The following is a 14,795-nucleotide window of genomic DNA, read 5'->3' as shown; positions in this document are numbered from 1 at the left end:
CACTCCGACGATGTCGGCGTCGATCAAGAACTCGATTCAGTCTCGCTCTGAACCGGTATCCGCAGAGATCCGTGACATGGGCGGAAGATTTTCCCCACCGAAGGAAAGCGAGAAGAAGATGAGAATCCTTGTCGTGGGCGCTACCCAGGGCATCGGTCGCGAGTTGGCCGCCGAATACGCCAGGCGGGGCAACGAGGTGATCATCACCGGGCGGTCGGCGGAGCGGGCCGAGGCCGAGGCCGCGCGGTTTGCGGCCGAGACCGGAAGCCGTGTGTCTGGCTTGGGGCTTGACCTGTCCCAGCCGCATTCGGTGGCGGACGCGCTCGGCAAGGTGGAGCGGGTGGACCGACTTGCTGTTGCGGGGATGATTCGAGACAGCAATACCGTGGCGTCCTTCGCGGTGCCGGCGGCGGTGACACTGGCGACCACCAAGATCGTCGGTTACGCGGCGGTGGCGGCCGCCCTGCACGACCGATTCGCATCAGACGCCGCTGTGTTGCTGTTCGGTGGCATGGCGAAGGACCGCCCTTATCCGGGCTCCACCGTGCTGTCCACCGTCAACGCCGGCATCGTCGGCCTGGTGCGTACTCTGAGCGTGGAACTCGCTCCGGTGCGGGTCAACTCGGTCCACCCGGGTGCGGTCGTCGACAGCCCCGCATGGGTGGACAAGCGTGCCCTCCTTGAACCCTTGCGCAAGATCTCCCTGACCGGGGAGCTGCCGACCATGCGGCAGATCGTCGACGGGTGCCTGTTCCTGCTGGAGAACCCGGCTGCCAACGGCGTCAACCTCACCCTCGATGCCGGACGCGCATAGCGCTTCTGCGCGAACGAGAGGAGCCCTCCGTTGACGGCCACTTCACTGGCCGGACGGCGCGCGACACTGCGATATCGAAGGATGCCCCACCGCTGACGCGGACCTCGCCGGCCCGCTCATGCCCGCCCCGTGAGTGCATCTCGGGAGTTGCTGATCGCCGTCTGAGGAAGAAGCATGGCAGCGAACGCGCGCGCCGCGGCATTGGCCCGTTCCGCCACTTTGAGCAGTACCTCCCACTCAAATGGCGGCCCTGCGACCTGGAGCCGGCGAAGTCCTGCGGCTTCGGGTTTCTCGGCGACTGACTCCGGTACGGCAGCTATTCCGAAACCTCGCCCCACCAGATCGAGCAGCATGTACACGTCCCCGACCGACACGGCGCTGATGCGGTGGCAGCCGTGCCGGGCGGTGAAGGCCTCGTCGAGTACCTCTCGGGCAGCCCACGACGACGCCAGGTCCACGAACCGTTCGGACGCCAACACCTCCCAACTCACCTCGTTCTCGCGCCCCAGTGGGTGGTTGTCCGAGGTTAGGAAGACGAAAGGTTCGCAGCGCAGAACGACACCGCCGCCCGCACGAAGTGTGTCAGCGTTGTCGTCTGGCGGGCTCTGGGCAACCAACGCGACGTCGATCGCGTTGGTATGAATCCCCTCAAGCAGGCGGTTTGTCGGAGCCTGTTCGAAGGTCAACTCCGTGCCCGGGTTTCGCTCCGCGAAGATGCTCAACAGATCGGCGAGGTCGACAAGGTTTCCCAGGCACTGCTCCGCACCAATCCGGACGGCACGGGAAGCGCCGTTGCCCGGAAGCTGGGCCAACTCGGCCTGCGCGGCGTGGGCGTCCGCCAGCATCCGGCGCGCCCGTGTCAAGAACACGGTACCGGCCGGCGTGAGTGAGGCGCCGGCCGGTACGCGGTCGAACAGGCGAACGCGTAGCTCGCGTTCGAGGGCCCGAATTGACGAGGAGAGCCCGGGCTGCGAGACGTAGGAGCGCTTCGCGGCGCGGGTGAAGTTCCCCTCTTCAGCAACTGCGAGGAAAAACTCCAACTGTCGAACGTCCATCCACCCCTCCTTGCGCCGATCACTCGGAAATCTCAACCGCTTGCATGCGGGCGCATGGCTTTCTTGCCGTTGATGGAAGCCAGTAAAGGGTACGAATGCGGCGACGACCAAAACGCCGAGGAGGGGTTGAAAGCACCCAGGGCGCCTCCGATAGCACACACACGTGTGACCTGTAGGGAGTTTCTTCCCGTAAGCACTCTCCGCAAACACGGCGACCCGAACCTGGTTCTTTCCGCCGGCACGGAGGTTGGGCGCAGGTCAGGCCGTGCAGGTGTCCGGGCATTGCGCCGTACGACGAGTCCTCGGCGTGGCCCGCGCGAGCGCGTCGTACAGGGTAGGTTTCTGCGCCGCCAGGATTCGCCGGGCGTCGGGCCACGAACTGGCCTGAAAGGGACACCTCGGCTGTCCGCTCCGCCGCGACAACAATCTCCTATTGGGCGTGCTGTCGAACGCCTTCCTAACGTTGTCGACGAGGACAGGAGGGAGGGCGACCACCGTGATCGCGCCTCCGACGGGCGGCAGTGGGAAGTGACCAAAACTGGTGAATGATCTGCAATTTAGGGTCCTGGGTCCGTTGCGGCTGTGGCGCGATGGACGGGAGATCGACGCCGGCCCGCGCCAACAGCGCTTTCTGCTGTTGATGCTGCTGATCCAGGAGGGTAGGCCGGTCAGCACATCCGAGTTGGTGCAGCTGCTGTGGGGTGGCGAGCCGCCCGCCAGCGCTGTGAATGCGATCCACAAGTATGTCGCGGCGTTGCGACGGATCTTCGAACCGGACCTGCCCGCGCGGTCCTCGGGCACTTGTCTGCTACGCCATGGCGACGGATACCGCCTGATTTCGGGCCCTGACAGCCTGGACCTCAGCGCCTTCCGCAGAACCGCCGCCATGGCGCGGACGACGCTCGCGGCAGGACGCCTCGTCGAGGCCCACGACCTGTTCCTCGATGCGCTCCGTCATTGGCACGGGTCGCCCGGTGACCGGGTTGGCGACAACGCGACCGCTGCCAGCGCCTTGGCCGCACTGGAAAACGACCTGTTTACGGTCGTGGCGGACGCCACCAGGCTCGCACTTCGGCTGAACCGACCGAACAGCATGCTCACGTTCCTGTGGCGAGCGGTGGCGTGCGGCGCCCTCAACGAGCAGGTACACGCTCTGCTGATCCAGAGCCTCGCTGCTGCCGGGCAACAGGCCGAGGCACTGGCGGTGTTTCAGACGATCCGTGATCGCCTCGTGGGCGAGTTGGGTATCGACCCCGGCGCCGATCTGCAGGCGGCCCACCGGCAGGTGCTCCTGCAAAGCGTTACGGCAGCGGGCAGCGGCGGCGCGAGGGCTTGGCAGGCCGGCCACGACCTGGCCGTCGGGGTGAGCTGACATCCACCCGCCGCGGCCCTCTCGGTCCGGCCCACGGAGATCCTCGGACAGGTTTCCCGAGGATCTCCGTGGTGACTGACGTTCGATCCCGTCGGTCAGTGCGTGGACGGACCGTTGTACGTACCGCCCGCCCATTGTTGAACAGCCGGGCGATGCGCCTCCTCGCCGGTCGTGCCGAAGGGCGCCTCGTACGTCGTCACCGTGCCGAAGTTGTAGGCGCTCTCGGTGTGCAGGATCTGGTCGATACCGGTGACCTCGTCGGAACGACGCACCCGGAAGCCGATCGTCACATCGATGACCTTTACCAGCAGCCACGACAGTGCCAACGAGTACGCGGCGACGGCGAAGGCACCGATAGCCTGCTTCAACAACTGTCCACCGCCAGCACCGGCGACCAGACCGTCCGTCACGTCGAACACCCCGATGAGGAGCGTGCCGACGAGACCACCGACGGCGTGGACTCCCACGACATCCAGCGAGTCGTCGTAGCCGAACCGGTCCTTGAGGCTGACGGCCCAGGCACACACGACACCAGCGATGATGCCAATGGCTATCGCGCCCCACGTGTTCACGGCCGCGCAGGCCGGGGTGATGGCCACCAGGCCGGCGACCGCTCCCGAGGCAGCGCCCAGCGAGGTGAAGCCCTCCTTGCGGACCCGCTCCCAGACGAGCCAGCCGATCATGCCGGCACCGGCAGCCACCTGCGTGTTGAGGAAGGCGACGCTGGCGGTGCCGTTCGCGGCGAGGGCCGATCCGGCGTTGAACCCGAACCATCCGAACCAGAGCAGGCCCGAGCCGAGCATCACGAGGGGCAGGCTGTGTGCCCGCATCGACTCCCGCTTGAAGCCGACCCGGTTGCCGAGGACCAGTAGCGCACCGAGGGCGGCCATGCCCGCGTTGATGTGGACTGCCGTGCCGCCAGCGAAGTCCTTGACACCGAGCTTGAAGATCCAGCCGTCGGCCTGCCATACCCAGTGGGCCACCGGGAAGTAGACCACGGTCACCCAGAGGGCGACGAACAGCATCCACGCGCCGAACTTGGCGCGGTCAGCGATCGCTCCGCTGATCAGCGCGGGCGTGATGACGGCGAACATCATCTGGAAGACAGCGAAGGCAAGCACCGGAACGCTGCCGGTCAGGGTGGTGTCCGAGATCCCGCTCATACCGATGTTGGACAGGTCACCGATGAGCCCACGCCCACCGACGTCCTCGCCAAAAGCGAGCGAGTATCCGTAGGTCACCCAGAGCACGCTGACGATGCCCAGGCTGATGAAGCTCATCAGCAACATATTGAGGACGCTCTTCACGCGGACCATGCCGCCGTAGAAGAACGCCAGTCCCGGGGTCATCAGCATGACCAGCGCAGCGCTGATCAGTACGAATGCGGTGTCCCCCGCGTCGAAGGCTTCTGGCATCGAGGTGTACTCCATGTCTTGGTTACTGCCGCACCACAGCGGCGTCTTTTTGATTTCGTACGTGACAGTGGAGGCGCGCCTCAGACGAGGTCGGCGGCACCCAGGGCGGTGCAGCAGGTGTCGACGATGAGCCGGGTGACGGTGTATGGGTCGACGTTGGCGTTGGGTCGGCGGTCCTCGATGTAACCCTTCTTGTCGATTTCCACCTGCCAGGGGATGCGGACGGAGGCGCCACGGTCGGAGACGCCGTAGCTGTACGCACTCCAGGGCGCCGTCTCGTGGGCACCGGTCAGGCGGGCCTCGACGCCGGCGCCGTAGTTGCGGATGTGCTCCAGGGGCTTGTCGCCCCGGCCGAGGGCCTCGCAGGCCTCGATGATCGCCGCGTAGTTCTCTCGCATGGCGCTGGTGGAGAAGTTGGTGTGGGCGCCGGCGCCGTTCCAGTCACCCCGGGCGGGCTTGGGCTCCAGGGTGGCGGAAATGCCGAAGTCCTCCGCCGTGCGGTGCAGGAGCCAGCGGGCGATCCAGAGCTGGTCGGAGACCTCCAGCGGCGACAGCGGGCCGACCTGGAACTCCCACTGGCCGGGCATGACCTCGGCGTTGATGCCGGAGATGGTCAGGCCCGCGGCCAGGCAGTTGTCCAGGTGCTTCTCGACCACGGCGCGGCCATAGATCTCGTCCGCGCCGACGCCGCAGTAGTAGCCACCCTGCGGGGCCGGGTAGCCGCCGTCGGGGAAGCCCAGCGGGCGGGAGCCCTTGAAGAACGTGTACTCCTGCTCGATGCCGAACAGCGGCTGCTGGGCCGCGAACCGCTCGGCCACCGGTCGCAGCCGGGCCCGTGTGTTCGACTCGTGCGGGGTGCCGTCGATGTTGAACACCTCGCACAGCACCAGCAGGTGCGCGCCGCCACGGATCGGGTCGGCGTAGGTGGCGACCGGCTCGAGGACCCGGTCGGAGCTGCGGCCCTCGGCCTGGTTGGTGCTGGAGCCGTCGAAGCCCCACGTGCCCGGCTCGGCGCCGTCGGCGATGATCTTCGTCTTCGACCGCAGCTTCGCGGTCGGCTCGGTGCCGTCGATCCAGATGTATTCAGCCTTGTACGCCATGTGTCTCTTTCTCCTGTGAGCGGGCCGGATGGCCCTCGAAATCGTGATCGGACGAACGGACGGCTCAGACCGCCGCGAGCGGCGCGCCCGTTCGCACGAGGTGGGTGTCTGTTGCCGGACTCTCGACGCTCAGCGCCGACGTGAGCAGAGTGACAACCCGGTCGTGTGCTCCTCGCTCGGCGTCGGAGAGCGGGGTGCCTCCCCAGCGGTCCTGCAGAGTTGGATCCGCCCCGCGGTCCAGGAGGTACCGGACCACGTCGAGGTTTCCCTCGGAAGCGGCCAGGTGCAGCGCGGTTCGGCGGTCGTAGTCGGCGGAGTTGGGATTCTTTCCCGCCGCCAGTGCGAGCCGGACGTACTCCAGATCACCGTGGCTTGCGGCCCACAGCAACCGCGTGGTCGACGCCACCTCCTCCTCGTTCCTCCCGCGCCGCGGGTCGCGTTTGCCGGAGTCCTCGCCGGTGGCCAACGAGTCGTAGACGTGGAAGTTGAACCGGTTGACGAGTTCCTTGCAGAAGGTGACCCCCCGGACGGAGTTGCCCATCGCGTCGAGGCGGGGCGACCAGACGCAGATGCCCATCACGCCGGGGACCACGATCATGAGTCCGCCGGAGACGCCGCTCTTCGCCGGCAGACCGATCGTGAAGGCGAACTCCCCGGAGTAGTCGTACATCCCGCACGACGACATCAGGGACAGGCACTTGCGTACGGTGTCGGCGGAGAAGATCCGCTCCCGGGTGAGGGGATTGACGCCACCGTTGGCCAGCGAGGCGGCCACGACCGACAGCGACCGTGCGTCGACCTCGATGGAGCAGCACTGGAAGTAGAACTCCAGCGTCTCGGTGAGGTCAGTCCCGTCCGGAAAGGCATTGTGCTCGCGCATGAAGTAGCCGAGGGCGAAGTTTCGGTCCGCAGTGCGGCGTTCCGACAGGTAGACGGCATTGTTGAAACCAACCGCCTCGCCACCGGCCAGCTTTCGCCACGTCTCGGCGACGTGGTCGAAACGGTCGGCCATCTCCCAGCTGGGACGCAGCAGCGAGCAGCACATGATCGCCCCGGAATTGATCATCGGGTTGTGCGGGAGTCCCTCGTTGTTCAGCGTCAGCTCGTTGAACCCGCGCCCGCTGGGCTCGCGCCCCACGTGCTGGTGGACCTGTTCGGCACCGTGCTGTTCCAGCGCGAGGCAGTAGTTGATGGGCTTGCAGACCGACTGGACGCAGAACATGCTCTCCGCGTCCCCCACCGCGAAGCGCTGCCCGTCGACGGTGCACAGCGCGATGCCGAACTTTTCAGGATCGACCCGGCCAAGCTGCGGAATGTAGTCGGCAACCCGGCCCTCGTCGACGCCCCTGAGGCCCTCGTAGATCGCGAGGATCTCCATCTGCAGTGCGGCGAAGTCTGGAATGATGAAGTCTCCTCGCAGCGACTTCTCGATGACACCGCCACCGGTCCTGCACAACGCGGTAAAGCGGGCCAGATCGATCCGTGCCTGCGCCTCGACGCCTGGGGTGGAGCGCAGGGCCCACACCTCGGCCGCACGCGGATCCGTCTCCAGGATTCCCGATGCGCGCAGCCGGTCGGAGAGCTCCGCCACCGCGATCGTGCCCTCGGGGTCGACGGTGAAGGACGCGAGGAGCTTCCCGTACTCGCTGGCGTCAAAATTGTCGATACCCGGGGTCTCGACGAGGCTGGGGGACCACGACTGCTCGGTTCGACGCGGTGCAGTTCTGGTCTTTCTGATCGGGGGCATGACGTAGCTCGACTACTCCGTAGAAGGTGATTTGAAAACGGTCAGCGGTGCGGTTTCCCGGCGAAATCTTCCCGCTACTGACCAGCGCGACCGGACGGGGTGTCGGCGAATGAGCGGCGGGCGTCACGTTTGGGTGCGTTCTGCGGCGAAATTCGGTCGGCAACTTCCCACACTTCGAAAAGACTACGTAGGGCCAGTGCACAACCGCTTGATTCCAACTGACCAGAGGCTGGTCGCCGGGCCTGCGTCGAAATCGGTTCCGGGGTGCGCATGGTGGTGGTGACGTCAGAGCTATGAGCGTCTCCGCGAACGCCACCATCCCGTCGTCGATCGGCGGCACGCTGCCGAACCGGTCGCTGACGCCGACGATCCAGGTGTCGTTCTCCCGGGCGAGAACGAAGCCGCCGTGCAGATTGCCGGGGTAGGCGGTGAGCTGGGGCGCCAGTGATTGCTGAGCCTGAGCCACTCCTGAGCCGCAGCCGCCCTCGCGGCACTTCCCGTCGCCACCTCGGCGCAATTGACCAACGAGACGAGCGCGGCCCCTGTGTAATCCTTCGACGCCAGAGCCGGAAAGATCACACAGGGGCCACGCTCGTTCAACAGCTCCGATCGCAGGGCGCCTACCTAGATGCAAAATAGGCGGACGACGCCCTATTGTCGAAGGTGCCATCCTCAAAAACCCAGTAGTTCATATTAACGCTTCGGCCGGGAAGAACCACGATGGCACGGCCTCTAAAATCGGCGTGCTCGTAGACCCGCAGCTCGCGATTAGTGAAATTCCTGATCGACGACACCTGGTCGTTGATCGGAGTGCCGTCACGGAAGTAGTGGTTGCGGAAGTCGCCAACGGCTCCCGAGCCACCTGGCAGGAGCTCAGGAAGTCTTGCAACACTCCCAGTCCAATTGAGGTTCTGGTAGGCGCAGACCTCGCCACTGCTGCAGGGTTAGGGAGCCGCCTGCGCGACACCAGGCACAAGAACCAGAGTGCCGACGACGGCCGAGACGGCTCCCGCCGCGACCGTGCGGAACCTTCGATTGATCATAGATCGCACTTCCCTTGCTGTTCGCTCGCTCCCCGTACTGGTCAGCCGGATGCCCCGGACTTGCGAGTCCCGGATCCATCGAGCGTTCCCTGTACTCTGATAAAAACGATACAGATAGCTCCTGTATGGACGGTTTCCAACGACTGGATCAATTGTTTACAGCAATGGATGAAGGGGGCGCGGTGCAGGGCTGTTGCATAGCCGTTTGATGGGCGGCTCGGCTGGGAAGTCCTCGCCAAGCACCTGAAACCGATCCTCCAAGTTTGACACCGCTACTGCCATCAGCGCGTGAATGTTCATAGGTGGGCGTGTGCCGGGATCCACCTCGAACATCAACTGGCGTCGGTTGCTACGGCCGCACGGCGAGTCAGCTTGGGTCCGCCGCGTCGCCCACTCGAACAGCCCGACGTTGGTTCGGGCCTCGCCGTCGCGCGCTACTTGCGGTCGCTCCTTACTCAGACGTCGAAACGCCCCCGACCGCTGCTCGGCCTATGACCGGGCCGCCCCAGGGCCACGCACTTCCCAGCACCTCCGCGAGTGCCCGCAAGATCCCTGCCCGCTCGCGCGGCGACGTGCCGCGAAGACAGATCAGTGTGAGCCTGGTCCCGGCGAACTGTGCGGCCCGAGCGTCCGGCGCCTTGCGTGGACTTGAATCATTGCCGCTGCCCGGCGCCCTTCATCGGGGCGCCGGGCAGCGGTGTTTGAGGGGGGCTACGTCGCGCTGTACGCCCCCGGCCCGTGTAGATAGTGATCAAAGAGTGGTTCATCCCTCTTCGCCTTTTTGGGTGTTGTATGTGAAGATTGCTCAGGTGCCGTCGATGTTCACCGCGTCAATGACGGCTACCAGGGGAGCTTGGGTTGCACAGGTTTCGGTTATTAACACGACGGCTTCTGGCCGGGGCGGTGGTCGTGGGTCTCGGGTGTGGGTTCGCCGGACCCGCTAGCGCGGCGTCCGCGGCGGTTCCGGTTGCGGGTGGGAAGGACGGGTTCGCGGTCACCCTGTTGAGTGGGGACAGGGTCACGCTCAGGTCCGCCGACGGCGCTGGCGTTTCGGTGCGGCCGGGTGCGGGGCGTCGGGGTATGCGGTTCTTCATCACTCGTGAGGGTGAGGCGCTGTATGTCGTTCCGCAGGACGCGCAGTCGCTGGTGCGGTCCGGAAAGGTGGATCGGCGGCTCTTCGATGTCACTGGGTTGGTCGACGCCGGCTACCACGACCGCGCACGGGACAGTGTGCCGGTCATCGTGACCGCGCCCGCCGGCGCTCGGCGGGCCAGCGCATCGCTGCTGGGATCGGGCGCGCGGGCCAACCGGGAATTGCCGGTGGTCAACGGCGCGGCGGTTTCGGTGCGGAAGGACCGGGCGGCCGACGTCTGGGGTGCGGTACGGCAGCAGGCCGGTATTGGCCAGATCTGGCTGGACGGGGTACGCCAGGTGCTGCTGGATCACAGTGTGCCGCAGATCGGTGCGCCGGCGGCGTGGCAGGCCGGCTACACCGGCAAGGGGGTGACGGTGGCCGTTCTCGATACCGGTATCGACACCGCCCACCCCGACCTGGTCGGCAAGGTGACCGAGACCAACGACCTCATCGGCACGGGCGACGGTGACCCGGTGGGGCATGGCACTCACGTGGCCTCGACCATCGCGGGTAGCGGGGCGGCCTCCGGCGGGCTGAACCGGGGCGTGGCGCCCGACGCCACCCTCCTGTCCGGAAAGGTCTGCGCCGACTTCGGCTGCCCGGAGTCGACGATCATCGCCGGGATGGAATGGGCGGCGGCCGAGAAGCACGCCGACGTGGTCAACATGAGCCTCGGCGGAAGCGACTCGCCGGGGATCGACCCGATGGAAGCGGCGGTCAACACCCTCACCGCCAGCTACGGGACGCTGTTCGTCATCGCCGCCGGCAACTCGGGCCCCGGTGCCACCTCCGTGGGTTCTCCGGGCAGCGCCGACGCCGCCCTGACGGTGGGGGCGGTCGACGACTCGGATAACCTGGCTGGCTTCTCCAGCCGCGGCCCCCGTGTCGGTGACGACGGGCTCAAGCCGGACATCACCGCGCCCGGCGTCAACATCGTCGCCGCACGCGCCGGTGGGACCGTGGCAGCGGGCAACGCATATGTGTCCATGAACGGAACGTCGATGGCCACCCCGCACGTCGCCGGAGCCGCAGCGTTGATCGCCCAGCAGCACCCCGACTGGGCCGCGGGCCAGCTCAAGGGAACGCTGATGGGATCGGCGAAGCCGAACCCCGAGCTGACGGCCTACGAGCAGGGAGCGGGTCGCGTCGACCTGTCCCGGGCGATCGTCTCGTCGGTCACCGCGGAGCCGGCCAGCCTCTCCTACGGGCAGACGCTCTGGCCCCACGGCGATGACCAGCCGATCCAGCGGACCGTCACCTACCGCAACAGCGGAACCACGAACATCATCCTGTCCGTGGCCGTGAACGTGCTCGGCCCCGACAAGACCCCGGCGCCGGCGCGCATGTTCCGCCCCGCTACGGATCGAGTGACGGTGCCGGCCGGCGGCCAGGCGCAGCTGATCGTGACGAGCGACACCAGCATCTCGGCCGCGGACGGTCTCTACTCCGGCCAACTGATCGCCACCGCTGGAAACACCCAGATTGTCACTCCAGTCGCTGTTAATCGGGAGGCGGAGAGCTACAACCTCTCGGCCTCCGTCATCGACAGCGACGGCTCCCTCACCGGGAACTACTCTTCCTCCGCCTTCAGCATGAACTCCCGCGAGGATTATGCCTTCTGGTCGGAAGACGGTCGTCCGGCCGTACGGTTGCCGCGGGGCGTCTACCACCTCATGATGGCGATCTTCACTCCGCGTGATGGCGTCGAGTTTCCGGATGTCGCGGCGATCGTCCATCCCAGGCTGGATCTCACCAAGGACACCGTCCTGACGCTGGACGCCCGGGACGCCAAACCGGTGACGGCGACTGTCCCGGAACCCAATGCCGCTACGACGTTCGCCGAGGTGGCCTACCAACACAATCGGGCGTCGGGGCCGCCAGTCGTGCTAGGTGTCTTCGCCGACAGCTTTGTCGGGTTGCGGACGTTGTTCGTCGGGGACCCGCTGCCGGCGAGTGAGTTCAGCAGCTACGTGCAGAGCCAGTGGGCAGAGCCGGGACCGGACGGGGACCTCAGCCGCAGCCCCTACCTGTACGCGGTGGCGGAGACCGTCTCCGGACGGCTGCCGTCCGGATACGAGCGGCACTACCGTAACGAGGAGTTGGCCAAGGTCGAGCAGGAGTTCGGTGCCGTTCCCGCCGGAATGGTCGCCGAGCGATCGGTCACCGCGAACAATCTGGTGCCCGGGATCGGCTCCTACATGTCCATTCGACTCCCGTCGCCAGGGACGCGAACCGAGTACTACAGCGCCGGGGTCGAGTGGAACCCCTACATTTCCTGGGGACCGCCCAGCGAGTCCGGGGGCGCGAGCCTGGCGGGTTCGCTACGCACCTACCAGACGGGCCAGACCTACCGTGAGCGGTGGAACGTCGGCCCGTTCGGCCCCACCCTCGCGGCGGACCAGCCGGAAGGGGCGGTCAGCCGCAGCGGCGACAAGATATTGGTGGTCATTCCTACCTACAGCGACCAGGCGGGACACTACGGCGGTACTTCCGTCGACTCCGCGAGCACCAAGCTCTACCGCAACGGCCAACTGGTCGGCCAAACCGAAGAATCCGGCTGGGGCGAGTTCACCGTGCCACCGGAGCCCGCCGACTACCGCCTCGAACTGGCCGAAGAGCGCAGCATCAGCGACCTCTCCACCCGAGTCAACGCCGTCTGGACCTTCCGCTCCGGACACGTCGCCGAGGGCCGCGCACAACTACCCCTGTCCGTGGTCCGGTACGCGCCAGACCTGAGCCTCGACCAGACGGCACCTGCCGGCGTCACGTACCGGATTCCCTTCACGGTGCAACGCCAACCCGGCGCACCGGCGGCAATCGGCAACCGACTGACCGTCGACATCTCCTACAACGACGGAAAGACCTGGCAACCCGCCACGGTACGAACCGCCGGTAACGCCTGGACCGCCGAGGTCCAACACCCCAACCAGGCCGGCTACGCATCCCTGCGCGCAACCGTCACCGCCCTGGACGGCACCACCGTCACCCAGACCATCGTCCGGGCCTACAAGCTGGCGACAGCCGACAGCTAGCCGACGAGCGGGCCGACCAACAGCGGTTGGACGGCCCGGCCATCAAGGGGTGGCCCGGCTTGCCGGGCCACCCCTTCCCCGTACGCGAGTCAGGCCGAGATCGGACCGGCACGCAAGATGCGCGGTTCTCTTCGCGACGCGGAATTTTTGTGCGAATCGTGCGACCCATGCAACCCACGCGAGCCGTCCCACCGTCTTGAACCTGTCGAAAGGAGTCGAGACGGGTGAAACAGATCGACGAGACCGAGTTCGCGGAGTTTGTCGTCGCCCGCATGGATTCGTTGCGTGGCCTGGCGTATCTAACCTGCGGAAATTGGCAGACAGCGGAAGATGCGGTGTCGACGGCCCTGTCCAAGCTGTACGTTCGCTGGACAAAGACCACAAATCCGTACGCCTATGCCAGTCGCATCGTCATCCACGCCGTGATCGACGAGACCCGACGCCCGTGGCGGCGTGAGCGGGTTGCCAGTCATGTCCTCCCGGATCTTCCCGTACCCGATCGTGCTGACTCTGTCGACGAAAAGTTACGGGTTCGGGCGGCGCTGATGCAGGTGCCCCGCGGGCAGCGTGCCGTGCTGGTCCTCCGCTACTACGAGGAACTCAGCGTCCAGGAAACCGCCGAGATCCTTGGCCGCAGTACCGGCACCGTCAAGAGCCAGACCGCGCGCGGTCTGTCGGCCCTACGCGCCGCGCTGGCAGCGCAGGACAAGCACGGCGCAAAACAAAAAGTCAGTGTTCGATAGTGGCTTCAGAGGAGAAGAACATGAATGAAGTACGTCAGGTGCTGGAAGTCGCGAAGGCCGGATCACCGCCATCGCGGCTGACCGTCGACGACATCGTGGCATCCGGACGTCGCCGGGCGCGCTGGCGTCGGACCGCCCAGAGCCTCGGCTCGGCTGCGGGGCTGGCGGTGGTCGCCGGAGCGGCGGTCTTCGCGACCACCGCGCCGACGCCCATGGATGCCCCCGCCACGTACGGGTCGGCCGGCCTGGCCAGCACTGCGGAGCACCGGCCGGCAACGGCGAGCTTCGCGCTCACCTTCGCCGGCTATCAAATCGGTGACTACCGGGTGGGAGACCCGACCGAGGTAACTCCCGGGTACCAGCGGGCGCCAATCCAGCGAACCGCACTCGACGTCGGCGGTGGCCAGCCGACCAACGCGGTCGCCGGTACGCTGACGGTCTATCGGCCCGGCGTGTTTCGGCCGGACCGCTTCCGTTCCGGCACCCCGATCAGCGTGGGGGGACGGGAAGGGCTCGAGACGACCCTGGAGCGGGTCTTGATGGTGGAGGCTATCGACCGCGACAAGCAGAAGGTCAGCAGCAGGCCGGAGCAGATGCCCGCCCTCGCCTGGCAGTACGCCCCCGGTGCCTGGGCGACGATCGAGTCGGAGGGCCTCGGTGAGCGGGGAGTGTCCGCGCAACTTCAACGACAGTTCGCCGAGAAGTTCACGACCACCGCCGGCGAGACCGTGGCCAAGCTGCCCTACCAGGTGACCAAACTGCGGGCGGGCTGGCGGCTGGGCAGCGTCACGACCGGCAGTTCGATCCCGGGTGACAGTTCGGTCTCCACCGCACAGTACGTCCCCGTGGAGACCAGCTTCGACTCGTTGACGTCGCCGATCGACTTCGAAAAGGTGCCCTCCATCCGCGTCTCGGTCGCGCCAAACGAGACGTCGGGACCGCTGCGGCACCCCACCGCGACGCCGTGCCCCGTCGGCTATCACTCCTGTGACCTGAGAATCGACGACAGCTACTACGTCGAGGTGCTGGACCGGTCCGAGACACTGTCCAGTGCCGAGATCCTCGCGATCGCCGAGGGGCTCAGGTTCGCGACCGTTGCGGACCCGACCACCTGGTACCCGGTCACGGGCCAGTAGCGCCACACCCAGCGGTCCTGTCCCGCGAAGAAGGAAGTAGTTCGAACGTCGGGGCCCGGGCGGGTGGCGTCCGGGCCCCGAACCATCTGCTTGGCGCCTTCGGCCCACCACCGGTAGCGGTTCAAGACCTGATCCTGGCCCACGTAGACAGGCAGGCCCGGTGGGTACGCATCCGATATTCGTCGCCTCCGGTGCTGCGCGGC

Annotated in this window: 9 protein-coding genes and 1 pseudogene; 5 read left to right on the top strand and 5 right to left on the bottom strand. The window is 66.5% G+C overall.

From position 1 onward, the window contains the following. Positions 1–10 precede the first annotated feature (10 nt). Positions 11–814: an SDR family oxidoreductase gene (locus ACFYL6_RS20385; protein WP_387173201.1), complete on the top strand. Its 804-nt coding sequence runs from the start codon at positions 11–13 to the stop codon at positions 812–814. Positions 815–930: 116 nt separating this feature from the next. Here the strand turns inward: ACFYL6_RS20385 and ACFYL6_RS20380 are convergent, their stop codons facing one another. After that, positions 931–1,869 carry a LysR family transcriptional regulator gene (locus tag ACFYL6_RS20380; RefSeq protein ID WP_387173199.1) on the bottom strand — a complete coding sequence of 313 codons (939 nt, stop codon included), beginning with the start codon at positions 1,867–1,869 and terminating at the stop codon, positions 931–933. A 541-nt stretch (positions 1,870–2,410) separates the two neighbouring features. Here ACFYL6_RS20380 and ACFYL6_RS20375 point away from each other — a divergent pair. Continuing rightward, positions 2,411–3,241: a BTAD domain-containing putative transcriptional regulator gene (locus ACFYL6_RS20375; protein ID WP_387173197.1), complete on the top strand. Its 831-nt coding sequence runs from the start codon at positions 2,411–2,413 to the stop codon at positions 3,239–3,241. 95 nt (positions 3,242–3,336) lie between these two features. On the opposite strand, the gene ACFYL6_RS20370 is transcribed toward ACFYL6_RS20375, so the two are convergent. The 4 genes and pseudogenes from ACFYL6_RS20370 to ACFYL6_RS20355 all read right to left on the bottom strand — a co-directional run. After that, a complete protein-coding gene (locus tag ACFYL6_RS20370; protein ID WP_387173478.1) occupies positions 3,337–4,656 on the bottom strand; it encodes an ammonium transporter in 1,320 nt (439 codons plus the stop codon). An 80-nt stretch (positions 4,657–4,736) separates the two neighbouring features. Next, entirely contained in the window at positions 4,737–5,756 is a 1,020-nt protein-coding gene (gene glnII / locus ACFYL6_RS20365) for a glutamine synthetase (protein ID WP_387173195.1), read from the bottom strand. Between the two features lie 64 nt (positions 5,757–5,820). After that, positions 5,821–7,503 carry a glutaminase A gene (glsA, locus tag ACFYL6_RS20360; protein ID WP_387173193.1) on the bottom strand — a complete coding sequence of 561 codons (1,683 nt, stop codon included), beginning with the start codon at positions 7,501–7,503 and terminating at the stop codon, positions 5,821–5,823. A gap of 620 nt (positions 7,504–8,123) precedes the next feature. Continuing rightward, a pseudogene (locus ACFYL6_RS20355) lies at positions 8,124–8,435 on the bottom strand (peptidase inhibitor family I36 protein); the annotation flags it as partial. A 1,191-nt stretch (positions 8,436–9,626) separates the two neighbouring features. On the opposite strand from ACFYL6_RS20355, the gene ACFYL6_RS20350 reads away from it, so the two are divergent. From ACFYL6_RS20350 to ACFYL6_RS20340, 3 genes are all read left to right on the top strand, one after another. Further along, positions 9,627–12,713: a S8 family serine peptidase gene (locus tag ACFYL6_RS20350; RefSeq protein ID WP_387173192.1), complete on the top strand. Its 3,087-nt coding sequence runs from the start codon at positions 9,627–9,629 to the stop codon at positions 12,711–12,713. A gap of 224 nt (positions 12,714–12,937) precedes the next feature. Continuing rightward, a complete protein-coding gene (locus tag ACFYL6_RS20345) occupies positions 12,938–13,456 on the top strand; it encodes a SigE family RNA polymerase sigma factor (protein WP_387173190.1) in 519 nt (172 codons plus the stop codon). Positions 13,457–13,476: 20 nt separating this feature from the next. After that, on the top strand, positions 13,477–14,592 hold the full coding sequence (locus ACFYL6_RS20340; protein WP_387173188.1) for a hypothetical protein: 1,116 nt from the start codon (positions 13,477–13,479) through the stop codon (positions 14,590–14,592). The last annotated feature ends 203 nt before the right edge of the window (positions 14,593–14,795 follow it).

It is taken from the genome of Micromonospora sp. NPDC007208 (genome assembly GCF_042869175.1).
In the GTDB taxonomy this organism is placed as follows: domain Bacteria; phylum Actinomycetota; class Actinomycetes; order Mycobacteriales; family Micromonosporaceae; genus Micromonospora; species Micromonospora foliorum.
This window is presented reverse-complemented; position numbering and strand designations above follow the sequence as displayed.

Excerpts from the sequence above, each read along its gene's own strand:
- ACFYL6_RS20385 (WP_387173201.1), top strand. The coding sequence starts at position 11 with ATGTCGGCGTCGATCAAGAACTCGATTCAGTCTCGCTCTGAACCGGTA.
- ACFYL6_RS20380 (WP_387173199.1), bottom strand. The coding sequence starts at position 1,869 with ATGGACGTTCGACAGTTGGAGTTTTTCCTCGCAGTTGCTGAAGAGGGG.
- ACFYL6_RS20370 (WP_387173478.1), bottom strand. The coding sequence starts at position 4,656 with ATGCCAGAAGCCTTCGACGCGGGGGACACCGCATTCGTACTGATCAGC.
- glnII (WP_387173195.1), bottom strand. The coding sequence starts at position 5,756 with ATGGCGTACAAGGCTGAATACATCTGGATCGACGGCACCGAGCCGACC.
- glsA (WP_387173193.1), bottom strand. The coding sequence starts at position 7,503 with ATGCCCCCGATCAGAAAGACCAGAACTGCACCGCGTCGAACCGAGCAG.
- ACFYL6_RS20350 (WP_387173192.1), top strand. The coding sequence starts at position 9,627 with ATGCGGTTCTTCATCACTCGTGAGGGTGAGGCGCTGTATGTCGTTCCG.
- ACFYL6_RS20340 (WP_387173188.1), top strand. The coding sequence starts at position 13,477 with ATGAATGAAGTACGTCAGGTGCTGGAAGTCGCGAAGGCCGGATCACCG.